The sequence below is a fragment of the Frigoribacterium sp. NBH87 genome (assembly GCF_014217665.1).
GTDB lineage: Bacteria > Actinomycetota > Actinomycetes > Actinomycetales > Microbacteriaceae > Frigoribacterium > Frigoribacterium endophyticum.
On the sequence record NZ_CP043650.1, the window covers coordinates 3,185,890 to 3,208,844 of the forward strand.

Here is a 22,955-nt window from a genome sequence, read left to right on the forward strand (position 1 = left end):
CGTCGCACCGAGATCAGGAGGAGCCGGGCATGAGCGTCTACCTCGACCACGCCGCCACCACGCCCCTGCACCCGGCCGCGCTCGCGGCCTACACGGCGGCGCTCGGCACCGTCGGCAACCCGTCGTCCATCCACTCCGCCGGCCAGGGCGCGAAGCGGCTGCTCGAGGAGTCCCGGGAGCGCGTCGCGGCGACCCTGGGCTGCGACCCGATCGAGGTGGTCTTCACCTCCGGGGGCACCGAGTCCGTCAACCTCGGGGTGAAGGGCCTCTGGTGGGCGCGGCAGTCCGACCGGCCGCGCCCGCGACTCCTCGTGCCCGGCGGGGAGCACCACGCCACCGTCGACACCGTCGAGTGGCTCGAGCGCTACGAAGGAGCCGTCGTCACGACGATCCCGCTCGACGAGCTCGGCCGCGTGCGCCTCGACGCGCTCGCCGCGGCCCTCGACGAGCACGATGACGTGGCGCTCGTCACGCTGCTCTGGGCCAACAACGAGGTCGGCACGATGCAGCCGGTCGACGAGGTCGTCGCGCTCGCCGCGGCCCACGGGGTGCCCGTGCACTGCGACGCGGTCGCCGCCTACGGCCAGGTGCCGATCGACTTCCGGTCGACGGGGCTCGCCGCGCTGAGCGTCAGCGCGCACAAGATCGGCGGGCCCATCGGCATCGGTGCGCTCGTGCTGGCGCGCTCGGCGACCGTCGTTCCGCTCATCCACGGCGGAGGGCAGCAGCGCCAGGTGCGGTCGGGCACGCAGGACGCGCCCGCCGCCGCCGCGTTCGCTGTCGCGGCCGAGCAGCCTCACCAGCCGTACGAGCCCCTGCGCGACCGGCTCGTCGAGGGCGTGCTGCGTGTCGTGCCGGGCGCGGTGCTGCGGGGCGACCCGGTCGACCGGCTGCCCGGCAACGCGCACTTCACCTTCCCCGGGTGCGAGGGCGACTCGCTGCTCTTCCTGCTCGACGCGGCCGGGGTCGCGGTGTCGACCGGGTCGGCGTGCCAGGCGGGCATCCCGGAGCCGTCGCACGTGCTGCTCTCGATGGGGCTCACGGCCGAGGAGGCGCGGGGCGCGCTCCGCATGACCGTCGGGCACACGAGCACCGACGCCGACGTCGACGCGCTGCTCGCAGCGCTGCCGGAGGCCGTCGCCCGCGCGACCCGCGCCGGCTACGCCGACCGCGCCCCCGCCCTCGGCGCCCGCTAGTCCGCCCACTCCCTCACTCCCTCCCGTCCTTCGCGTCGGCAGTTGCCGTTTTGGGGGGCTCAGACGGCGCTGCAGCCCCTCAAATCGGCAACTGACGAGGGAGGCGCGTTCTTGGTCTCGGGGGAGGGGCGTCCTCCACAGAGGGGAGGCAGGTCGGTGGTCCACGGACGGGTGATGGTCGGGAGCGGGGGGCCAGCACTGGGCGAGAAGGTCGGACATGCCTCGGTCCGCCCTCCCCGCTCCGCTGTCGACCCGCCCGTTCTCGCGACGCGAGGCCGTGCGCCTCGGCATCACGCTCGACCGGCTGCGGGGTGACGGGCTCGTCGTCCCCTACTGGGGCGTCCGGTCTCCTCGCCCGCCGGCCTCGACGGTGGAGCGCGCGCGATGCCTCCTGCCGCTGCTCCGTGACGACGAGTTCTTCAGCCACGTGACCGCCCTCCAGCTCTGGGGGCTGCCCCTTCCTCGTCGACGAGAGCTCGAGTCGCTCCACGTGGCCGCGACGGTGAGTCGGCAGCGGCGACGAGCCGGAGTCGCGGGGCACCGCGCGCAGGAGGGCACGCCCCGCGGCCGGGTCGAGGGCTGCCCGGTGTCCGCACCGGTGGAGGCGTGGGTCCAGGCCGCCACGATCCTCGGCCGGGACGAGCTGGTCCAGATCGGGGACGCCCTCGCGGGCCCTTGGAGCCCCCACCTCGAGGCGCGGGAGCTGCCGATCGAGACGCTCTCCGCGGCGGCGGCCGTCGCACGGCAGCGGACACGGCCGGGCCGCGCCCGGCTCTCGGCGGCCCTGTCGCTCGTCCGATCGGGAGTGATGTCGCCGAGGGAGACGTCGCTGCGGCTGCTCATCGTGCGGCACGGGCTGCCCGAACCCGAGATCAACGTCGCCCGCCGGACGCGTGACGGACGGTGGCTCGGGACGCCCGACCTGAGCTACGGACGGGAGAAGATCGCCGTCGAGTACGAGGGCGACCACCACCGGTCGGACCGCGGCCAGTGGCGGCGCGACATCGAGCGCTCCGCCCGTTTCGTCGATGACGGGTGGGCCTACCACCGCGTCACCGACGACCATCTCGCAGCGCCGCAGGCGGGCGCCTTCCTCGTGCGCCTCGCCCGGGATCTGCGTGACCGGGGGTGACGCTCCCAGGGCTGACGGGCCGCGAGCCCTCGGCGCGGACACACTGGGGGCATGCAGATCTACTCGTCGTCGCCCGTGGTCCGTGCCCGGCAGGTGGCGGGCGACCTCGTCGCCGTGGGGCTCGTCGTCGTCTTCGTCGTGGTGGGCGTCGCCATCGCGCAGTTCATCGCCGGGTTCGCCGACCTCGGCCGACAGCTCGAGGAGGCGGGGGCCGGCTTCCAGGGGGCGATGCAGGACGCCTCGCGCATCCTGGGCGACCTGCCGCTCGTCGGGGGCGCGGCCAGCGCGCCGTTCGACGGGGCGAGCGGGGCGGGCGGCTCCCTCGCCGACGCGGGCCGCCAGCAGCAGGACGGCGTGGCCCGCGCCTCCCTCGTGGCGGGCCTCGTCGTCGCGGGGGTGCCGAGCGTCGTCGTGCTCTGGGTGTGGCTGCGCGGGCGCGTCGGGTTCGTCCGCCGCGCCTCCTCGACGCGGTCGCTGCTCGCGACGCCCGGTGGTGAGGAGCTGCTCGCGCTGCGCGCCCTCACCGGCCGTGACGCCCGCGCGGCGCTCGCCGTGTCGACCGACCCGGTCGCCGACTGGCGCGCGGGGGAGCCCGCCGTGGTGCGGGCGCTCGCCGACGTCGCCCTGCGCGAGGCGGGCGTGGCCCGCGCCCGGCGCTGATCCGTGGCCCGCGCCCGGCGCTGACGCGTGGCCCGGCAGGCCCCGCACGCCCCTCGCACCCCGGGCCGGTAAGCTCGGGCACCATGATCGCACTGGACTTCTCTGAGCAGATTGCCGCCCTCCGGGCCACGTTCGAGGACATCCGTGCGGTGATCGGCCAGGACCGCCTCGTCGCCGAGATCGCCCAGCTCAGCGAGCAGGCCTCCGCCCCCGACCTGTGGGACGACACGGAGAACGCGCAGAAGGTCACCAGCGCCCTCAGCCACCGCCAGTCCGAGCTCGAGAAGCTCGAGACCACCGAGCAGCGGCTCGACGACCTCGAGGTGCTCGTCGAGATGGCCAACGACGGCGACGACCAGGAGAGCGCCGACGAGGCGCAGGTCGAGCTGAAGGCGCTCCAGAAGATGATGGACACCCTCGAGGTGCAGACCCTCCTCGACGGCGAGTACGACCCGCGCCCCGCCGTCATCACGATCCGCGCCGGAGCCGGCGGCGTCGACGCCGCCGACTTCGCCGAGATGCTGCTGCGCATGTACCTCCGCTACGCCGAGAAGCACGGCATGTCGGCCACCGTGATGGACACCAGCTACGCCGAGGAGGCGGGCATCAAGAGCGCCACCTTCGAGATCGACGCGCCCTACGCCTTCGGCACGCTGAGCGTCGAGGCCGGCACGCACCGCCTCGTGCGCATGAGCCCCTTCGGCGCCGCCGGCAAGCGCCAGACGAGCTTCGCCGCCGTCGAGGTGATCCCGCTCATGGAGGAGACGGAGTCGATCGACATTCCCGAGAACGAGATCCGCGTCGACGTGTTCCGCTCGTCGGGCCCCGGCGGCCAGAGCGTCAACACGACCGACTCGGCCGTGCGCCTGACCCACATCCCCACCGGCACGGTCGTCTCGATGCAGAACGAGAAGAGCCAGATCCAGAACCGCGCCGCCGCCATGCGCGTGCTGCAGTCGCGCCTCCTCCTGCTCCAGAAGGAGGCGGAGAACGCGAAGAAGAAGGAGCTCGCCGGCACCATCACGGCCAGCTGGGGCGACCAGATCCGCAGCTACGTCCTCGCGCCGTACCAGATGGTGAAGGACCTCCGGAGCGAGCACGAGGTCAACAACCCGTCGAACGTCTTCGACGGCGACCTCGACGGCTTCATCTCGGCGGGCATCCGCTGGCGCAAGCGCGACGACAGCTGAGCCCGGGCGACCGCTGAGCCGCGACGACAGCTGAGCCCGTGCGACCGCTGAGCCGGGCGGCGACGTCCGCGTCTGCGCGACGGGCGTCGCGCTGCGGGGTCGACCCGCGACTCCTGCCTGTCAGCGGATCCATAGCCGCCGCGGGCGGGGCGGCGCAGCGAGTCGCTGCCTGGATGGGCGCGGCCTCGGCTTAGGGTGATCCCCGTCATGATCCGATTCGATGAAGTCACCAAGGTCTATTCCGGCAACCCCCGGCCTGCGCTGAACTCGGTCACCCTCGAGATCCTCAAGGGCGAGTTCGTCTTCCTCGTCGGGGCGAGCGGCTCCGGCAAGTCCAGCTTCCTGCGCCTCGTGCTGAAGGAGGAGAAGCCGAGCACCGGCCAGATCCACGTCCTCGGCCAGAAGCTCAGCACGCTGTCGAGCCGCAAGGTGCCGTACTTCCGCCGCAACCTCGGCGTCGTCTTCCAGGACTTCCGCCTGCTGCCGCAGAAGAGCGTCTTCGACAACGTCGCGTTCAGCCTGCAGGTGATCGGCAAGAGCAAGGGCTTCATCCAGGAGGCGGTGCCCGACGTGCTCAAGATGGTGGGCCTCGTGGGCAAGCAGCAGCGCCTGCCGCACGAGCTCTCGGGCGGTGAGCAGCAGCGCGTCGCGATCGCGCGCGCCATCGTCAACAAGCCGTCGATCCTGCTGGCCGACGAGCCGACGGGAAACCTCGACCCCTCGACCAGTGCGGGCATCATGACCCTCCTCGAGCGCATCAACGCCGGCGGCACGACCGTGATCATGGCCACACACGACGCCGGCATCGTCGACCAGATGCAGCGCCGCGTGATCGAGCTGTCGGGCGGCAACATCCTCCGCGACGAGCGCCAGGGCGGCTACCAGACCCAGGCGGTGCCCATCCAGGCGATCGGCGTCGAGGACTTGAGCACGAGGGGAGCGGACGCATGAGGCTCGGACTCGTCCTCAGCGAGGTCGGCAGCGGCCTGCGCCGCAACGCCTCGATGGTCATCTCGGTCGTGCTCGTCACGTTCATCTCGCTGACCTTCGTCGGCACCGCCGCCCTGCTGCAGCTGCAGATCAACCAGATGAAGGGGTACTGGTACGACAAGGCCCAGGTGGCCGTCTACCTCTGCACCGACACCGACACGACCGGCAACTGCACGGGCGCCAAGGCGACGCAGGACCAGATCGACGGCGTCGAGGCGCAGCTCTCGAGCGACGTGCTGGCGCCCTTCGTCGACCGCTCGTACTTCGAGACGCAGCAGGAGGCCTACGACCGCTTCACGACGCAGTTCGCCGACAGCCCGGCCACCGAGTTCGTGCAGCCCTCGTATCTCAACGAGACGTTCTGGGTGAACCTCAAGGACCCGACCCAGTCGGACGTCCTCACCGAGAGCCTGTCGAGCCTCGCCGGCGTGCAGAGCGTCGTGGACCAGCGCGGCTACCTCGACCCGATCTTCTCGGTGCTGAACGCCGCGAGCTACACCGCGATCGGCATCGCGGTGCTGATGCTGATCGCGGCCGTGCTGCTGATCGCCACGACGATCCGCCTCAGCGCGTTCAGCCGACGGCGAGAGCTCGGCATCATGCGGCTGGTGGGCGCGTCGAACCGGTTCATCCAGACGCCGTTCATCCTCGAGGGCGTGATCGCCGCCCTGCTCGGGTCGGTGCTCGCCGGCGGGGCCCTGATCGCGATCGTCAACTTCTTCGTCAAGGGCTACCTCGTCGAGAACTTCGCGTCGACGCCGTTCATCGGCCTGCAGGAGACGGCGATCGTCGTGCCCCTCGTGGTCGTGATCGGCATCCTGCTCGCGGCGCTGTCGGCCAACGTCGCCATCCGTCGGTACCTGAAGGTCTAGGGGCGGGAGCCTGGGGGAGGCGCGGTGCCGGTCTGACCGGCACCGCGCCTCCCTCAGCTCTGAGCCTGTATGCTGACAGGCTGCCTGCACCAGGCAGCACCACCCATGACGACCAGGAGACAGCGTGGCGAAAGAGCGCGGTGAGAAGGTCGTGGCCACCAACCGCCGGGCGCGCCACGACTACACGATCGACGACACCTACGAGGCCGGCATCGTGCTGAGCGGCACCGAGGTGAAGTCGCTGCGGCAGGGGCGGGCGTCGCTCGTCGACGGCTACGCCTTCGTCGAGGGCGGGGAGGCCTGGCTCGACGCCGTGCACATCCCCGAGTACACCGAGGGCACGTGGAACAACCACGCGCCGCGGCGCAAGCGCAAGCTGCTGCTGCACAAGCAGCAGATCGTCAAGATCGGGCAGAAGACGAAGGAGGGCGGGTTCACCGTCATCCCGCTCAAGATCTACTTCAGCGACGGCCGGGCCAAGGTCGAGATCGCGGTCGCCAAGGGCAAGCGCGAGTACGACAAGCGGCAGACCCTGCGCGAGCGCACGGCGACCCGCGAGGCGGAGTCGGCGATGTCGGCCCGCAAGCACCTCGGCGAGTAGCCGAACGGGCCCCCAGGGCCTACACTGGAAGGCCGCGCGGGAACGCGCGGAACGGTTCTCCCGACAACAGCACAGAGTGTGACAACGGCCCCTCACGGGGATGATCGGTTTCGACATCGCCTGTGTGCGAACGAGAAGCGGGCCGAGGATCCAGGGTTATCTCGTAAACGATCTCTGGAAAACAATAAGTGCCAATAACAAGCGCACTGACTTCGCTCTCGCTGCGTAAGCAGTAGAGCCACATGAAGTCCGTCAGTCTGGTGACCGCCTTCTAACCAGTCCCTGACGTCATCTAGAGGGCTCGCTGCGTGACTACGCCTGGGGGTCACGCGGGACTTCAACTCGGGCTGGGCCCGTCGACCTAGAAGCCAGTAGCAAAGGTCGGGGCCGAGCAGAACGTCTCATCTGGCTACGCCCGTAGAATGCGTGCAATCTCAGCGATGGACGGGGGTTCAATTCCCCCCATCTCCACCACCGGCCGCTGTCACACTCCGTGCTCGTCCCGCCCCGTGCCTCGGCACCGGCGGGCGGGTGGCCCCCCGAAGCCCCCTCGACCTCTCCGGTCGAGGGGGCTTCGTCGTGCGGGCAGCTGCGGCCCGTCGGTGTTCGCGCACCACGTCCTCGCACGCGCACCACGCCGCGGCGTGGTTCCGGTGCGACGACGTGGTGCGTCGTTGAGGGCCGCGGTGCCCGGGGGAGTCGCGGGCGGGGCTGGGTGCCGACCCGCGCCTCCCCGGGGGCTGGGGGCGGCACGCCGAAGCCCCCTCCGCTGCTGGGGCGGAGGGGGCTCGGGTGGTGCGGTGTGGCGGGTGCTGCTAGTCCTGCTGCGCGTCGACGGTGCTCAGCTGAGCACGGCGACGACGGGCCGCGAGGACGAGGCCGGCTCCGGCCAGCGTGAGGGCGGCGCCGAGGCCGATCACGAGGCTGGAGTCGTCAGAACCGGTGAACGCCAGGCTGCCGGCGGCACGCACGGGCGTGGCCGAGGTGCCGGCGGGGACGATCGGCGTGGCGGCGGCGACGCGGAACTCGACCACGTTGGAGAGGTCGGAGACCAGCGGGTTGCCGTCGGCGTCGACCGTGGGCTCGCCGTTCGCGTCAGCGAAGAACGAGAGGGCGACGACGGAGTACTCGCCCGGCTTGACCATGCGGACGGTCGAGCTCCAGGTGCCGTCGGCGGCCACGACGATGACCGAGTCGGTGATGGCGTCCTCGAGGGGGCCGGACGACTGCGGTGCCTCGTCGGTCGGGTACAGCAGGAAGGCGATGTTGGCGCCGGGGGTGCCGGTGCCGCTGATCGTGACGTCCTGGCCGACGACGACCTGGGCGGGGACGGGCGAGGTGATGACGGGCGTCGCGGGGGCGACGGCCTCGGGGGTCACCGCGGCGGCCGGCAGGTTGAAGCTGCGCTCGACGGTGTTGTCGAAGCCGCTGGCGCCGACGAAGCCGCTGACCGTGACGGTCTGGGCGACGGGGGCGGTCTCGGAGTAGGTGACCGAGATCGAGTAGGTCGAGCCGCTGCCGAGGTTCTGGCGACCGAGCTCACCGGCGGGGCCGGTCACGACGACGGTCGAGCCGACGGGGGCGGTGCCGCTGAAGGTGACGAGGCGGCTCGTGGCGGTGGAGCCGGCGACGGGGCTGTCGAGCGTGACGGTCTTCGCCGGAGCGGCGACGGCGGGCAGCACGATGTCGCGCGTGACCGGGTCGATGCCGCTGCCGCCGAGGAGGCCGTTGACGGAGAGCGTCTGGTTGATCGCGTCGGCGTCGGTGAAGACGACGGGGATCGAGAACGCACCCGAGGCGTCGAGGCTCTGGCGACCGAGCTCACGGTCGGCACCGCGGACGATGACGATCGAGTTCGGGGTCGCGGTGCCCGTGACGGTGAAGCTGCGGCTCGCGACGGGGCCCGCGGCGGGGCTGTCGATGGTGATGAACTTCACCGGAGCGGCGGCGGGGAGGGTGAAGTCGACGCGCTTGGGGTCGCTGAACCCGCTGCCGCCGTAGATGCCGGTGACGTAGATGCTCTGCGCGACGGGTGCGTCGACCGCGTACGTCAGCGTGGTGCTGAAGGTGGTCGCGTTGCCCGTGTTGATGCGGGTCTCGCGGGTGCCGCTGGCGTCGACGCCCTTGTAGATGTCGACGATGGCGCCGGCGAGGACGGTGCCCGACACGGTGACCGTGCGCGAGTCGACCGTCGAGCCCGCGACCGGCGAGGTCACGACGAGGGCGGCCGGTGCGGCCTGCGCGGCGGTGGAGGTGAGCAGTGCCCCGCTGAGGGCGAGCGTCAGCGCGGCCGGGACGGCGAGCGCGCGGCGCCAGGAGAAGAAGTTCTTCACGTGGTGTTGGTGCTTTCTGATCGGTGTTCGAGCTTCATCGCTCGTCGCCCTGGCCCAGCACCCGGATGACTTGCAGAGGGGCAGTCGGTGATCGCCCCTCTCGGGACACTATGTGACAGCTGTGGCGTTGCCTAGCGGCTGTGCGCCACGTGGCCAGGTGGTTCGTGGGAGGCGGTGGTCACCCTCCGGGTGGAAGCCCGCCCGGACCGGGTGGTTCGGCCCATGATCAGGCCCGATGTCCGCAGGCTCCGCTAACGCGGGGTGTCGGCTGAGGCGGACGAGGGGCCTTGAGGGTCGTAAGGTGCTCCCGCGCCCAGTGCGGGCAGCGTGATGGCCACGGTGTCGGCGTCGAGCAGTTCCCCGCCGTCGGTGCTGTCGATGTACAGGCCTTGCCGCGTCGCGGCACCGTCGCCGTAGGCGATCTCGGCGGAGAAGTGCCCGTCGACGACATCGGCTGTCCCGAGCAAGATGGCGTTCGAGTTGTCGTCGTAGATGCGGACGGTCGAGCCCTCGGGCGCGGTGCCTGTGACGGTGACGGCTCGGGACGCGGGGCTGGACCCGTCGGTCGGCGTCTCGATGACGAGGCGAGCATCGGAGGCGGCGGGCAGGAAGGTCAGCGCGGCTCCGCCTGCAGCGAGTACGCCGACGACGCCGATCGCCAGGATCGGGCGCCAGGGGAAGGATGTCGTCACGCGCGTCAGCTCTCTCGGAGGTCGCAGGATCATGCTCCTCAAGCGCATCAGCGACAAGAGGGTCGCGGCGTCGGTGAAACGGCGCTTCGATACTCAAGAGTATCGATGATGGACCGGTCTGTTCGCGTTCTGTCCTCCAGGCGAACTGGGCTGCACCCCCAGACCGGGGGGCTTCGTCTCTCGAAGTTGGGCAAAGAAAGACCGAGTGGCCTTGGCTGGTACCGGTCTAAATGCGTACTCCCGACCTCTGCTGCGGTGGACTAGAGGCGAACAGAAGGCGAACAATGGCATGCTCTCTACGCGCATGACTGAACAACTCCGTGCCGACGTTGACGTCGGACCTGAACGGCCTCGATCGCCCCGACGCTTCGAGGGCATCGATGCGCTCAGGGGTGCCGCATTGCTCCTCGTCGTGCTCATGCATGCTTCGTCGATCGCCGTGCAAGATCTAGATCAGGCCTCGCCGGGCCTGGACGCGCTGGCTCAGTTCTTCGAGCCTCTTCGCATGCCCACCTTAATGTTCCTCTCGGGGTTGTTCGTTCCGCAGTCCCTCGCCAAGGGAACGCGCCGGTACTTCGCCGGCAAGCTGCAGACCATCGCGTGGCCGTACTTCGTGTGGTCTGCGCTAATGCTGGCTTTCCTCGCGGCCATCAGCAGTGTGAGTGGCCGCGTCATCGATCTTGCAATCGCGTCGAGGATCTTCTATCACCCCCTCGAGCACACATGGTTCTTGGCCTACCTCGGTGTGTACTTCGTCCTGGCGTGGGTGACGAGAGCAGTTGGCCCCCTGTGGCCCGCATCTGTGCTGCTGGCACTCAGCATCGTGTCCGACACGTCGGGATGGAGCTGGTTCTTCGCCCTCGGAGCGTTCTTCATGGCCGGCGTCTTCGCGGGGCGTTTCCCGGCAGGTCTCCGTGCGCTCGGCCGCTCATGGTCTGCCGTCTTCCTCGGGGTCATCGCTCCCAGTGCCGCGTTGATCGTGATTCTGGTCAGTGGATTCCTGCCACCGGACTCCAGCCTGCTCGAGTTGCTCGCTGTTCCTGCCGTGATCGTCATGGCTGCTCGGGCGGCCGGTCTACGGAGGATCTATCGATGGGCACGGCCCTTGGCGTTCATCGGACGCCGATCGATCGTGTTCTACCTCTCACACTGGCCCGTCGTGATCATCACGTCGCAGTTCCTAGCGTGGTGGGGCGATACATCGGTGGGGCTACACACGGCGATCACAGTCGCAGGTTCTCTGGCAGCGTCCACAGTCATCGTCGTCATGTCAGACCGCAGTCAGCTCGTGGCAGCCTTGTTCCGCTGGCCGTTCCGGCGGTGGCAGCCGTCAGACCGGCCAGGTGGCCCAGACAGCGAGACCGTTGAAGACGACATGAGCGAACACGGTCCCTCCGACGCGACCCGTCACGGCAGCTAGCGTCCCGACCAACAGACCGAAGACCGTCGTGCTCACCAGGGTGACGAGCAGGCCAGCGGGGGAGAAGCTGCCGACGAGCGCGTGCATCAGCGCGAAGACGAGCGACGTCGTGATGACGGCCATGACCGCGGCGCCCCGGGCGTCGAGACGCGTCGGCGTCGACAGCAGCCTCGCCGTCGAGCGCTGCAGCAGCCCCCGGAAGAAGACCTCCTCCACGACGGGCGCGAGCAGCACCCGCGCGAGCACGGTCACGACCAGCACGCCCACGGCGGGCCCGCCGTCGATGGTCGGGACGGGCTCGAGGCCGGTGCTGCCGACGACGCCGAGGTTGACCAGGGCGTCGAGCACGCGGGCGATCAGGCCGATTCCGACGCCCCACAGCAGGTCGAGGGGGCGAAGGCGCAGGCCCAGTCGTCGGAGCGCGCCCGCCCGCCCGAGGCCGACCGTCGCGAAGACGACCGCGGCGAGCAGCGGCACCCAGATGACGAGGTACGAGACGACGACCGAGACGAGCGGCGGCACCCCGGGGGAGCGCAGCAGCAGGTCGCCGACGACGCTCGACGCGATGACGACCGCCGCGAGGGCCAGGGCGGCGTAGAGGACGTCCCACGCGGCGGACCGCTCGCGGACGTGCTCGGCGGGGTCGAGGTCGCGACGTGTCATGAGGTCAACTTACGGTGCGGCGAACGGTCGGTGCCCTGCCGAGCGAGGCTCATGTGGCACGATTGCTCCGATGTGACCGTCTCTGGCGTCACGTCTTGATCAAGGGGAACCAAAGCCGTGGAACTGCGCGACTACATCACCGTCCTACGCAAGGGGTGGGTCTTCATCGTGGCGATGATGCTCGTGGGGGTCGGGCTCGCCTCGGCGTACTCGGTCGTCAAGACGCCCGACTACAGCGCCTCGGCGCAGGTCTTCGTGTCGACCCAGACCAGCGGCAGCGTCTCCGACCTGGCGCAGGGCAACACCTTCACACAGCAGCGCGTGAAGACCTACGCCAGCCTCGTCACGACTCCCATCGTGCTGCTGCCCGTGATCTCCAGCCTCGGCCTGAACACCACGGCCGAGCAGCTCGCACAGTCGATCACCGCCAGCGCGCCCCTCGACACGACCCTGATCCAGGTCGACGTCATCTCGGAGGACCCGGTGATGGCCGCTGACATCGCGAACGCGACGTCGCAGAGCCTCACCAACGTCGTCGAGCAGATCGAGGCCACGAGCGAGGACGCCGACAGCGAGGCCGGCTCGCAGGTGAAGCTGACCCGGGTGCAGGAGGCGCAGGTGCCGAGTGCGCCGACCAGCCCGAACGTGCCGCTCAACCTGGCCCTGGGCCTCCTCCTCGGCCTCGCGGTCGGCGTCGGTGTCGCCGTGCTCCGCCACACGCTCGACAACCGCGTCCGCAACGAGGCCGACGTCGAGAAGATCAGCGACGCTCCCATCGTCGGCGGCATCGCCTTCGACCCCAAGGCCGACGAGCGCCCCCTCATCGTGCAGGCCGACCCGCGCAGCCCGCGCGCCGAGTCGTTCCGCACCCTGCGCACCAACCTGCAGTTCCTCGACCTGGGCACGAAGTCCCGCACGTTCGTCATGACGTCGTCGGTGCAGTCCGAGGGCAAGAGCACGACCGTGGCCAACCTCGCGATCGCGCTCGACAGCGCCGGCGCCCGCGTCATCCTCATCGACGCCGACCTGCGTCGTCCGCGCGTCGGGCAGTACATGGGCCTCGAGGACGCCGCCGGCCTCACCGACCTGCTCATCGGCCGTGCCGACCTCGCCGACGTCGTCCAGCCGTGGGGCCGCGGTCAGCTCCACGTGCTCCCCGCCGGGCAGATCCCGCCGAACCCGAGCGAGCTCCTGGGCTCCCGGGCGATGCAGGAGCTCATCGGCCAGCTCGAGCAGCAGTTCGACTACGTCCTCTTCGACGCCCCGCCCCTCCTGCCCGTCACCGACGCGGCGATCCTCTCGAAGAGCGCCAGCGGCGCCATCGTCGTCGTCGCCGCGGGCAAGACCCACAAGGGCCAGCTCAGCGGTGCGGTCGCCGCCCTCGAGAGCGTCGGTGCCCCGATCGCCGGCTTCGTCATGACGATGATGCCCACCAAGGGCCCGGACGCCTACGGCTACGGCCGCTACGGCGGGGCCTACGGCTACGGCATCGAGGACGACAAGGAGACGAAGGCCACGAAGAAGGAGAGGACGCGCATCGGCGCCGAGGCCCGCAAGGCCGCTCGATGACCGCGGGGCGCCCCTTCAGCATCCTCGTGGTCTGCACGGGCAACATCTGCCGGTCGCCCCTCGCCGAGCAGCTCCTGACCGCGCGCCTCGCGGGCTCGTCGACGCCGTTCGTCGTGATGAGCGCCGGCACGATGGCGCAGGACGGCGCCGCCATGGACGCCACGGCGGCGGAGATGTCGCGAGCCTACGGCGGCGCGCCCGAGGCCCACCAGGCCACCTACCTCACCGAGATGCTGGCCGAGAGCGCCGACCTGGTGCTGACGGCCGCCCGCGAGCACCGCGCCGCGGTCGTGCGCCTCTCGCCCCGCGCCTCGCGTCGGTCGTTCACCCTCGAGCAGTTCGCCCGCCTGGCCGAGGCCTCCGACCCGGCGGAGCTCGCCGCGGCCCACAGCCCCGCCGACGTCGTCCGTCTCGTGGCGAGCATGCGGGGCATGGTCCCGCCGCTCGACGACCCGGAGGCAGAGGACATCGTCGACCCGTACCGTCGCGGTCTCGACGTCCACGAGCGGGCAGCGGCGGACGTCGACCGAGCCGTCGACGCGATCGTGACGGCGCTCCGGGCGCCCGACGGGTCGGCTGCCGCGTGAGTCGCTCGGGGGGAGCGACGACGCGCACGTGGTGGTTCGTCGTGCTGGCGGTGCTCGTCGTCGCCGACGTCGCCCTGATCGTGGCGGCCGTCGCGTCGACCCGACCGGGCGAGCAGCGCGAGGCGGGGCCGATCCCGACGTTCTCGTCCGGCCCGCCCCCGGAGGAACAACAGACGTCGACTCCCACCGCCTCACCGACGACGTCGCCCACGTCGACCGAGCCTTCCGGTTTCCTGTCGGTCGTCAGCGCCACCGAGGCGTGGCGCGCCACCCCGGGCTCGTGCACCGACGTCGCGGCCCGCCTTGAGCGCAGCATCGATGGCGGCGCGACCTGGTCAGCCGTCGAGGTCTCTTTCGATGTCCGCACCGTCGTCGCCCTCGAAGCTGGATCTCAGCGCGTTTCTGTACTCGGGGGAGTCGGTGCCGCCTGCGATCGTCAGTTCTGGGCCAGCTTCACCGGGGGCGAGTTCTGGAAGGAATACCCAGCTGAAGCCGGTAGTCTCGGATTCACCGATGTTGACGGCTCGACCGTGACCCTCCGCTCAGGAACAGTTCCGTCGCCGTGCGCCTCGCCGATACGGGTCGTCTCGTCCGACGGGGGGGATGCCGTGGCTTGTGAAGGCCTCGTCACCTTCCGCGATGCGGCTGGGACGTGGACACCCCTGGACATGCCGGGCGTCACCGACGTGACCGTCAGCGACGACCGGTACCTCATCGCTCGTTCCGGGGCTGACGACTGCGCAGGCTTGGCCGTGCAGTCGGTGTCGATCCCGGTGACGTCCCGTAGCTTCGCTTCTCCGCTCGGTTGCATTCCTGACATCGATCCCGCCGGCAATGTGTCGCTCAGCTCCTCCGGCCAGGTCGTCTGGGCTGACGCAGGCTCGCAGACTCTCGTTTCGACAGATGGTGGGGCCACCTGGTGAGCATCACGAAGAACCCTGATCTCGTGGTCCCGTTCGACTGGAGCCGGACTTACTCGAGGCGAATCGCCTTCACCGACCTCCTCGTCCTGTACTGGGTCGTGTTCGGGGTCCAGATCGCTTACTTCGGCTTCGACTCCAGCAACGTCGCCGTCGCCGGCCAGCTCACGGAACTGCGTGTCAGCTACTACGCCTTCTCGATCGCCTTGATCGTCGCGTGGATGGTCATGCTCCAGCTGTACAGCACCCGCGATTACCGCGTGCTCGGCGGCGGCACTCAGGAGTACAAGAACATCGCGGACAGCACCGCGAGGTTGTTCGGCCTTGTGGCCGTTGTCTCGTATCTCTTCAAGCTCGACGTGGCTCGCGGGTACATCCTGATCGCGCTGCCCCTCGGCATCATCGTCTTGATGTTCTCGCGCTGGATGTGGCGGCAGTGGCTCTCTATCAAGCGACGCAATGGGGAGTACTCCGCACGGGTGGTGCTGGTGGGCTCGCAGGCCACTGCCTTGCACATCGCTCGTGAGCTGGCGAGGCACCCCGAGGAGGGATACCACGTGGTAGGTGCCTGCGTGACGACCGGTGCTGCCGGTGAGACGCTCCCGGGCACCTCGATCCGCATCCTCGGCGGCGTCGACGACTCCCTCCGCGCTCTCGACGAGGCATCTGCAGACACGCTCGTCGTGACAGGTGCTGAAGCGCTCGGCCCGCAGCAAATCAAGAAGCTGAGCTGGGGGCTGGAGGCCGGGCAGCGGCACCTCATCGTGGCGCCGAGCCTGACGGACATCGGCGGACCGCGCATCCACACACGACCTGTAGCCGGCCTGCCTCTGATCCACGTCGAGACACCGCGCTACGCTGGCAGCAAGCTCTTTACGAAGCGGCTTTTCGACATCCTCGGTTCGGGTGCACTGATCACCGCACTCTCTCCGGTTCTGATCGTGCTCGCGATCATGGTGAAGGTGACGAGCCCCGGTCCAGTTCTCTACAAGCAGGAGCGGGTCGGACTGAACGGTGACCACTTCCACATGCTGAAGTTCCGGTCCATGAGGGTCAACGCCGATGCTGAGCTGCAGGACTTGCTCGCGGCTCAGGGATCGAGCGACAAGCCACTCTTCAAGGTGCAGAACGACCCGCGCGTCACGTCCATCGGTCGCGTGCTCCGCAAGCACTCCCTCGATGAGTTTCCTCAGCTTTTCAACGTGTTCCTCGGTTCCATGAGCTTGGTCGGCCCCCGACCTCAACGTGATGGAGAGGTCGCTCTGTACGACGACGCCGCCCGACGTCGGTTGCTCCTCAAGCCCGGCATGTCTGGCCTGTGGCAGGTCGGAGGCCGCTCCTCCTTGGGCTGGGAAGATGCGATCCGCCTCGACCTCTACTACGTCGAGAACTGGTCGATCACGGGCGACATCGTCATCCTGTGGCGCACGGTCAAGGCAGTCGTACTGCCTGGAGAGGACGCTCACTGATGGTCGGTCTGATCGCACACGAGTGGATATCTGTGCACGGCGGGTCCGAGAACGTGGCCGAGGCCATGGCGAGAGTCTTTCCTGACGCGGATGTCCTGAGTCTTTGGAACGACGCTCCTGAGCGATTCCAAGGCAAGAACGTCCACGAATCGTGGTTGGCACGAACGCCACTTCGGAAGAACAAGGCGGCGGCCCTGCCGTTCATGCCAGCCACGTGGCGCCGAACTGACGTGTCGGCCTACGATTTCGTCCTAGCCAGCAGCCACTTGTTCGCTCATCACGTGGGCGGGCCCGTGCAGGAAGACGGCCCTCGAAAGTTCGTTTACGTGCATACCCCTGCTCGGTACATCTGGACGCCGGAGCTCGATGAGCGTGGAACGAACGTCATCGCTCGGGCGGCTTCGCCGGCTCTGCGCCGGCTTGACCGTGCGCGTGCCGCAGAAGGCGCGCAGTTCGCGGCCAACAGCGAATTCGTCCGCGATCGAATCAGGCGCTCCTGGGACCAGGACGCGGTTGTGATCTACCCACCGGTGGACACCGAGGCTCTACAGTCCGTCACTAACTGGAAGGACCGGCTCGATGGACCTGACGCTCTCGCCTTCGAGGGTCTGCCGCCGACTTTCGTCCTAGGCGCGTCACGGTTCGTGCCGTACAAAAGGCTCGACATCGCCATCTCCGTAGGGGAGGCCCTCGGAGTCCCCGTCGTGCTCGCGGGATCTGGGCCCCTGCGTGCGCAGCTAGAAGAGCGGGCTTCTGTTGCATCCGTTCCGACTTTGATCGTTGACCGGCCGTCCGACCGCCTCTTGTACGCCATGTACGAGGCGGCGTCGCTCTTCGTCTTCCCAGCCGTGGAAGACTTCGGCATCATGCCGGTCGAAGCCATGAGCCTCGGTACGCCTGTTCTGGTCAATGCTGTCGGCGGTGCGCGTGAAAGTGTTACCGCCGTGGGTGGCGGTGCCATCATGAGCAGCTTCGGCTCCGTAGACCTGAGACTGGCTGCTGAGACCGCTGTAGGACTGAACTCGATGGAAATTCGGCATCGCTCGGCCGCACTCTTCAGCGAAAAAACTTTCGCCAACAACCTCACGAAATGGATGAACATCGATGCTCGTCGTTGACGACAGATGGAGCGGCAAGCACGGCATCGGGCGGCTCGCTCGGGAGCTGGTGCCACGGCTTCACTCACCATGGACGCCCCTGACGTCCAAATTGAATCCGGCATCGCCTCTTGACGCTGTCAATCCAGCTCGCTTCGGGCTCAAGGCTTCTGATCTGCTGTATTCGCCAGGATTCAATGCCGGGCTAACGCGTGCGCGGCAACTGATCACGATCTGCGACCTCATTCACCTCGAGGTCAAGAGTGAATCGGGCACGGCTAAGCGGATTTACTACGAACGCGTCGTTCGGCCTGCGATCCTAAAGACTGGCATGGTCCTCACCATCTCGGAGGTATCTCGGAATGCCATCACGTCATGGCTTAAGGCCCCTGAAGTTGATGTGGTGAATGTCGGCATCGGGCTCTCTTCGGCCTTTACAGCGGAAGGGCCGGTCTCCAAGCCGTTCGACAATTTCTTCATGTACGTGGGAAACCTGAAACCACACAAGAACTTTAATGTCTTGTTGGCTGCGCTCCGCCTCAGGCCCAACTACCGTCTCGTGGTCGTGTCTGCGGACGAGACGGACGTTGTTGATCGAGCTAAGGCCGCGGGAGTCGATGAGCAGATAGCAACTCGGTCTAACATCTCAGATGAGGATCTCGCGTCCCTGTACCGGGGTTCTGACGGCCTCATCTTCCCCTCCATGCTCGAAGGCTTTGGTTTGCCGGCCCTGGAAGCAGGCAGTTCCGGTGCACCCGTAGCCTTCTGGTCGGGATGTCACAGCATTGCTGAGATCCTCGACGGGAACGGCGTCTCCGTCGAGGTGGCCGACGAGCCCGAAGACTGGGCAGCGGGCATGGACAGTCTGCTCGATCTGAATGTTTTTCGACCCCTGGAGTGGTGGAAGACTCAGTACGATTGGGACCTCAGTGCCGGGCGCATTGACGAAGCCATTTCGCGAGCACGCCGTGATGTCTAGTAGGAAGACGGCCGGCGGACACGGTGGTTGGGCCCGTCCGGACGCGCACGATGGGCGGCGGGCAGCGTGAGGGTAGCGACGCTCTTCAAGCCCGCTTTCCTTATCCTTGTCCCAGTCCTGGCCAGTTTTGTTCTTTGGGCCGTGCCAGGGACTGGCACGTATCTTCGCGGATTCGCTTCTCGAAGCGACCTTAACCCTGCATCACTGTTCATTTTGATAATTTGGTATGCCGTGTGCGTGGGGGTAGTAATTGCCGGTGCCCACACCGGCCGGTCTACCCCCCGGCTCACGACTCTTGAGCCGTCTTCGAATGAAAATAACTTTGAGCGTACATTTTACTGGGTGATCACACTCATGTCTGCGGTGGGAGTTGGTTGGTCCTATGTCTCAGTAGGGGGCCAGTTTTCAATCAGCACAGTTGTGTCCTCGGGCCAGGCAAATCTGTTGAGCAGCGCGCTGGGAGATGGATCGTCGTTGGCCACCCTCCGCTACTCAGCTATTGTTGCCGCACCACTCGCGGTGTGGCGTACATATACACGTCGAGCGGGCTGGCCGCTTGCGATACTGAACGTAGTGCTTCTGCTCGGCGTGGCATTACTTAGTTCGCGCCTGTCAATTATTATGGCCACAGTCGTTTTCATTTTTCTTTTGTGGCGTGAGCGCCCAACGGCACAATTCCGTCTCTCGTGGCTGATTGCCGGGGGTGCTTTCCTCTTCGCCCTTTTGGCTGTCTTCAACTACACGCGCAATTCGAACTTTTACCGACTTCTTGGTGTCGAAAATCCGATCGCTATGAATGCGTACCAAATTTTGGCGTACGTAGGCACACCCACGCAGGTCGCGGTCGGTGTCGCTGATGGCATGTTCCGCGGCGCGATCTCGGGCAACGAAACTTTCGAATCGGCAGCAGTAGTTCTCGTCCCTACATTTCTTCAGACAGTCAAGAGCGATAAGAGTGCCGCCCTCGATCCTGCGCTCTACAACTATCAAGTGGACGTCGCGCCGAACCTGAATGCAAATTCTGCTTTTGCGGATACTTTTGCAAACTACGGATACTGGGGATTGCTCCTTACTCTGGTCGGACTCTTTCTCGCAGGACTAATATACGGTCATTTTTTGCAGTATAAGTCGTACGTGTCCACTGTAAGTGCAGTTATCGCCTATGGTCTCCTTGAGTACTGGCGCGGATTCCTGTTCCTGCAGGGCATCATTGTATTCTTGATCGTTTCGGTCGTCATTGCGGCTTTTGTTGCCTCAGCCCTAACACCGCCCGCTCGAGATCATCCTCAGCATGCCCGTTCCCGGACCTTGGCCCGAGGGTTTGTGGGGTCATCATCTTGAACGATGAAGAAACCTGGCTTGACACGACTGAAGGCGGAGCGCCCTTGATTGCAGATGTAGTGGTACCTGTCCATGGGCATGCAGACGTTGCGGCGCGGTGCATCTCGAGCCTTCTTGGCCAGGACGAGCCAGTGAACGTCATTGTCGTAGATGATGCATCGCCTGACGACACTGCCGAGCGGCTTCGAAAAGCGTTTCCCAAATTGACAATAATTGAACTAAAAGACAACGTCGGTTTTGCACGGGCGTGCAATATCGGGATTCGCGCCGGAGTCGCAGATGTAGTCGTGCTGGTCAACAGCGATGTGGAGGCGTCACCAGACATGACGTCGCTCCTCGCGGACGCTCTCAAAGTCAACGGCGTCGGAAGCGCCTTTCCTCTTCTCCTGGCCCCTGATGGCTCAGTCGATTCCTACGGCATCGTGGCAGACGTGACTTTGGCGGGATTCGTTCGCTATCACGGGGCTCCTATCGACGTCGTAGTCGATGACACGCGGTGGCCCGCCGTGGGTCCTTACGGTGCCGTCGCCGCCTATCGACGAACTGCCCTCAGCGAGGTCGGACTCTTAGATGAGAATATTTTCATGTACGGAGAGGAACTCGAACTTGCGTTCCGGCTTAGGGCGGCCGGGTGGCGAAGCACAGCTGTCAGAGCCGCCCGAGGAGTGCATGTCGGCGGCGTGTCAAGCGGCCTAGGATCGCCCCGCCAGCGCTATCTGTCAGCCTTCGGTAGGGGCTATACCCTTCGTCTCTACAGAGTACATGTCTCACGCTTTAGCCTGCGAGCCAACATCACAGAATTTCTTGTAGTCATGAGCCAGCTCATCAGAGCTCGTGACACAGCCGGCCTTAGGGGCAGGTGGGCGGGTTGGAAGGCGGCGCGCGGGCTTCCGGCTCGTCGACGTCCTAACGTTGGCCTTGACCAGAGCATCAGCATGGGTACTTCGCTGCGCATGCGCTCGGCCGGGTTCTGGGCGCGATGAGTAGGGCAAAAGAAGCCGTGGTGGCTGTCATGAGTTGCTTCCGCCCTACGCGCGAGGTAGTGGCGAACGTTCGGCTCGTGCAGGCGCTCGGTATTGATCTGGTCGTCGTCGACGATGGGTCGGGACCAGCTTTCGAATCGGTTCTCGAGGAGGTCCGCGGCATGGGTATCGCTGTCCTCGCGTTACCTGAGAACGTCGGCCTTGGGCGCGCCCTGAACGAGGGCGTCGCACGTGCCCGAGCCCTCTTCGACGCGAGTCACGTCCTCACGCTCGATCAGGACACCCGACTGTCAGCGACCTTTTTGACCGAAGTCTCGGCAACGCTTCAGGCGGCTTCGAGGGCCTCGGTCAAGGTCGGCCTGGTCGGCGCGGGCATAATCAACGGCCACGCTGTGGGCGACACTTGGACTGCGGGCGGGCTCGATCACGTTGTAGAGGCGATCCAGTCCGGCTTTGTCGTTCCTGTAACAGTCCTGGATGAAGTCGGCCCGTTCGAAGAGTCGTACTTCATCGACCTCATCGATATCGAATACCTGTTCCGTCTTCGCAGAGCTGGCTACGTCACTCTCGTTTCACCGCGAGCCGCGATCGAGCACTCGATCGGTGAGCGTCTTACTGTCGCGATACTAGGTCACAGCCTGAAGCGACAGGGAGCAAGCGTGTCGTTCTCTTACCATCCGCCATTCAGGCGCTATTACATCAATAGAAATCGCGTCGCGCTATTCCGAGCGTATGGGCGATCGAATTCGGCCTGGGTTGCCCGAAAAGCGTTTATGGAGACGAAAGTGTTCGCGGCGAGCCTGCTCTTTGGCCGAGAGCGACTTTCGCAGGTGAGGGCGGCTGTGGCTGGACTGCGCGATGGCTTGCGCGGGGTCGATGGCAGAATTCCGTGGGGGCTGGAGCGCGCCCTTGTGTTAGGCCGAGAGAACGGAAGACGGACCGATGCTCGTCCCTGAGCGGTACCGCAAACACGTGGTCTCCGTCGGGTCTCTTTACGGGCTGCAGATCGCGACGCTGGTCATTCCCCTTGTTCTTTTACCTTTTCTAACACGTCGCCTTGGCCCGGACGTATGGGGCGTGCTTGCCGTGCAGACGTCCCTGAGCACGCTCATGATCGTCATCATGGAGTTCGGCTTCGGATTCGGTGCGACGCGCGAGGCAGCGGCCGTGAGGGGTGACCGCCGATCCTTGGGGCTCATCGTGAGCGACTTGATCGGCGCGCGCGTGCTCCTTGGCGTATTCGTGGGTGCCGTATGGGCAACGGTGTGGTTCGCGGTGCCCATCGTTCGTGCGGAGCCGGCCGCCTATTGGTGGACGCTGGCCCTGACCGTAGTTCAAGGGCTGTCTCCGTCGTGGTTCTTCCAGGCCTTGGGGCGCCTTCCCTACGTCATGGTTCGAGAACTAGCAGCGAGGGTCACGTCTCTCGTCTTGATCATCGCCGTTGTCCATGTTCCCGAGGATGCGTGGCTCGTCCCCTTCTTGCAGTTCTTGACCATCGCTGGCGCTCTCACTCTGTCATCGCGAACGATGCTCAAGCTAGTCGATGCGGGCTCACCCGATCTCACCCGCAGCTTGCGTATGCTGCGCCTGAACCTTCACCTCTGCCTGACGCGGCTCGTCCAGGGCCTCGCGCCAATGGGGAATACATTCATCCTGGGCGTCCTCCTCCCCAGTGGCGCACCTTTCTACGCCGCCTCGGAACGTACTGCCAACGCGGTGAGGAGCTTGCTTGCTCCCGTTTCACAGGTGGCTTTCCCTGAGGTTGTCGTCCTCATGGCGCAGGACGCGGCACGCGCGACGGTCGTCGTCCGCCGGATCCTTCTCGCTTTGCTGGCGGGAGCCGCGACGCTGGCTCTCGGACTGTGGTTAGCCGCAGACGTTGTGATCCACGTTCTGTTCGGCCAGGAGTTCAATGAGGCCGTCCCCGTTTTCCGTCTCCTAGTCGCCAGTGTCCCTCTATTCGCGATCGTGCAGGTGGTGGGCCTCCAGTGGCTGTTGCCGCTGAAATACGATAGGCCGTTCCTCTACAGCACGATTGCCGGGGCAGCTCTCAACATTGCAATTGGCGTTCTCCTCGTCCCGCATCTCGGGGCCTCGGGCATGGCGTGGGCGCTTCTCATCAGCGAGGCATCGCTCGCGGGCGGGCTCCTCGCCTTCACCGAGTTCGTCGGACCGGACGCGCTGCGGATTTTCCGACGACCCAGAAGAGCGGTCTGATGTCGCCCTGGACGAACCGGGCATCGGCCACGCAGCGTAGAGCC

The 22,955-nt window shown here is 66.9% G+C and carries 21 protein-coding genes and 1 other RNA gene; 19 read left to right on the forward strand and 3 right to left on the reverse strand.

All coding sequences use genetic code 11. The features are described from left to right. Positions 1 to 29: 29 nt before the first annotated feature. The 8 genes from F1C15_RS14840 (at position 30) to ssrA (ending at position 7,115) form a co-directional block, all read left to right on the forward strand. Positions 30 to 1,196, forward strand: coding sequence for a cysteine desulfurase family protein (locus F1C15_RS14840; protein ID WP_185232081.1), 1,167 nt, complete (start codon positions 30 to 32; stop codon positions 1,194 to 1,196). 217 nt (positions 1,197 to 1,413) lie between these two features. Beyond that, positions 1,414 to 2,328, forward strand: coding sequence for a hypothetical protein (locus F1C15_RS14845; protein ID WP_185232083.1), 915 nt, complete (start codon positions 1,414 to 1,416; stop codon positions 2,326 to 2,328). Positions 2,329 to 2,379: 51 nt separating this feature from the next. Beyond that, complete coding sequence (locus F1C15_RS14850) at positions 2,380 to 2,988, forward strand: hypothetical protein (protein WP_185232085.1); 609 nt, start codon at positions 2,380 to 2,382, stop codon at positions 2,986 to 2,988. Between the two features lie 83 nt (positions 2,989 to 3,071). Next, entirely contained in the window at positions 3,072 to 4,178 is a 1,107-nt protein-coding gene (prfB, locus tag F1C15_RS14855) for a peptide chain release factor 2 (protein ID WP_056053657.1), read from the forward strand. Between the two features lie 207 nt (positions 4,179 to 4,385). Further along, positions 4,386 to 5,129 carry a cell division ATP-binding protein FtsE gene (ftsE, locus tag F1C15_RS14860; RefSeq protein WP_056055785.1) on the forward strand — a complete coding sequence of 248 codons (744 nt, stop codon included), beginning with the start codon at positions 4,386 to 4,388 and terminating at the stop codon, positions 5,127 to 5,129. Then, positions 5,126 to 6,040: a permease-like cell division protein FtsX gene (ftsX, locus tag F1C15_RS14865; RefSeq protein ID WP_056053660.1), complete on the forward strand. Its 915-nt coding sequence runs from the start codon at positions 5,126 to 5,128 to the stop codon at positions 6,038 to 6,040. The genes ftsE and ftsX overlap by 4 nt, the downstream gene beginning before the upstream one ends. A gap of 124 nt (positions 6,041 to 6,164) precedes the next feature. Then, positions 6,165 to 6,641 carry an SsrA-binding protein SmpB gene (gene smpB, locus F1C15_RS14870; protein WP_056053663.1) on the forward strand — a complete coding sequence of 159 codons (477 nt, stop codon included), beginning with the start codon at positions 6,165 to 6,167 and terminating at the stop codon, positions 6,639 to 6,641. Between the two features lie 96 nt (positions 6,642 to 6,737). Next, positions 6,738 to 7,115, forward strand: a transfer-messenger RNA (tmRNA) gene (gene ssrA / locus F1C15_RS14875). A 341-nt stretch (positions 7,116 to 7,456) separates the two neighbouring features. On the opposite strand, the gene F1C15_RS14880 is transcribed toward ssrA, so the two are convergent. Together F1C15_RS14880 and F1C15_RS14885 are read right to left on the reverse strand one after the other, a co-directional pair. Beyond that, positions 7,457 to 8,974, reverse strand: a complete 1,518-nt coding sequence (locus F1C15_RS14880; RefSeq protein WP_185232087.1) for a hypothetical protein — start codon at positions 8,972 to 8,974, stop codon at positions 7,457 to 7,459. A gap of 251 nt (positions 8,975 to 9,225) precedes the next feature. Then, a complete protein-coding gene (locus tag F1C15_RS14885) occupies positions 9,226 to 9,666 on the reverse strand; it encodes a hypothetical protein (RefSeq protein WP_185232089.1) in 441 nt (146 codons plus the stop codon). Between the two features lie 304 nt (positions 9,667 to 9,970). Here F1C15_RS14885 and F1C15_RS14890 point away from each other — a divergent pair, with 304 nt between their 5' ends. Then, entirely contained in the window at positions 9,971 to 11,086 is a 1,116-nt protein-coding gene (locus F1C15_RS14890; protein ID WP_185232091.1) for an acyltransferase, read from the forward strand. Here the strand turns inward: F1C15_RS14890 and F1C15_RS14895 are convergent. Then, positions 10,997 to 11,749, reverse strand: a complete 753-nt coding sequence (locus F1C15_RS14895) for a CPBP family intramembrane glutamic endopeptidase (RefSeq protein ID WP_185232093.1) — start codon at positions 11,747 to 11,749, stop codon at positions 10,997 to 10,999. The genes F1C15_RS14890 and F1C15_RS14895 overlap by 90 nt on opposite strands. A gap of 117 nt (positions 11,750 to 11,866) precedes the next feature. Between F1C15_RS14895 and F1C15_RS14900 the strand changes: the two genes are divergently transcribed. The 10 genes from F1C15_RS14900 to F1C15_RS14945 all read left to right on the forward strand — a co-directional run bounded on the left by F1C15_RS14900 (position 11,867) and on the right by F1C15_RS14945 (position 22,911). Continuing rightward, positions 11,867 to 13,318, forward strand: coding sequence for a polysaccharide biosynthesis tyrosine autokinase (locus tag F1C15_RS14900; RefSeq protein ID WP_185232095.1), 1,452 nt, complete (start codon positions 11,867 to 11,869; stop codon positions 13,316 to 13,318). Further along, on the forward strand, positions 13,315 to 13,905 hold the full coding sequence (locus F1C15_RS14905) for a low molecular weight phosphatase family protein (RefSeq protein ID WP_185232097.1): 591 nt from the start codon (positions 13,315 to 13,317) through the stop codon (positions 13,903 to 13,905). Before F1C15_RS14900 ends, F1C15_RS14905 begins: the two co-directional genes overlap by 4 nt. A gap of 41 nt (positions 13,906 to 13,946) precedes the next feature. Then, a complete protein-coding gene (locus F1C15_RS14910; RefSeq protein ID WP_185232099.1) occupies positions 13,947 to 14,828 on the forward strand; it encodes a hypothetical protein in 882 nt (293 codons plus the stop codon). Next, positions 14,825 to 16,294 carry a sugar transferase gene (locus F1C15_RS14915; protein ID WP_255465336.1) on the forward strand — a complete coding sequence of 490 codons (1,470 nt, stop codon included), beginning with the start codon at positions 14,825 to 14,827 and terminating at the stop codon, positions 16,292 to 16,294. The genes F1C15_RS14910 and F1C15_RS14915 overlap by 4 nt, the downstream gene beginning before the upstream one ends. Then, positions 16,294 to 17,412: a glycosyltransferase gene (locus F1C15_RS14920; RefSeq protein WP_185232101.1), complete on the forward strand. Its 1,119-nt coding sequence runs from the start codon at positions 16,294 to 16,296 to the stop codon at positions 17,410 to 17,412. The genes F1C15_RS14915 and F1C15_RS14920 overlap by 1 nt, the downstream gene beginning before the upstream one ends. Continuing rightward, entirely contained in the window at positions 17,399 to 18,370 is a 972-nt protein-coding gene (locus F1C15_RS14925) for a glycosyltransferase family 1 protein (RefSeq protein ID WP_185232103.1), read from the forward strand. Before F1C15_RS14920 ends, F1C15_RS14925 begins: the two co-directional genes overlap by 14 nt. A 342-nt stretch (positions 18,371 to 18,712) precedes the next feature. Next, complete coding sequence (locus F1C15_RS14930; protein ID WP_185232105.1) at positions 18,713 to 19,711, forward strand: hypothetical protein; 999 nt, start codon at positions 18,713 to 18,715, stop codon at positions 19,709 to 19,711. A gap of 59 nt (positions 19,712 to 19,770) precedes the next feature. Continuing rightward, entirely contained in the window at positions 19,771 to 20,694 is a 924-nt protein-coding gene (locus F1C15_RS14935) for a glycosyltransferase family 2 protein (protein ID WP_255465611.1), read from the forward strand. Positions 20,695 to 20,753: 59 nt separating this feature from the next. Beyond that, positions 20,754 to 21,650 carry a glycosyltransferase gene (locus tag F1C15_RS14940; protein ID WP_185232109.1) on the forward strand — a complete coding sequence of 299 codons (897 nt, stop codon included), beginning with the start codon at positions 20,754 to 20,756 and terminating at the stop codon, positions 21,648 to 21,650. Further along, positions 21,637 to 22,911, forward strand: coding sequence for an oligosaccharide flippase family protein (locus F1C15_RS14945; protein ID WP_185232111.1), 1,275 nt, complete (start codon positions 21,637 to 21,639; stop codon positions 22,909 to 22,911). Before F1C15_RS14940 ends, F1C15_RS14945 begins: the two co-directional genes overlap by 14 nt. Positions 22,912 to 22,955 lie beyond the last annotated feature (44 nt).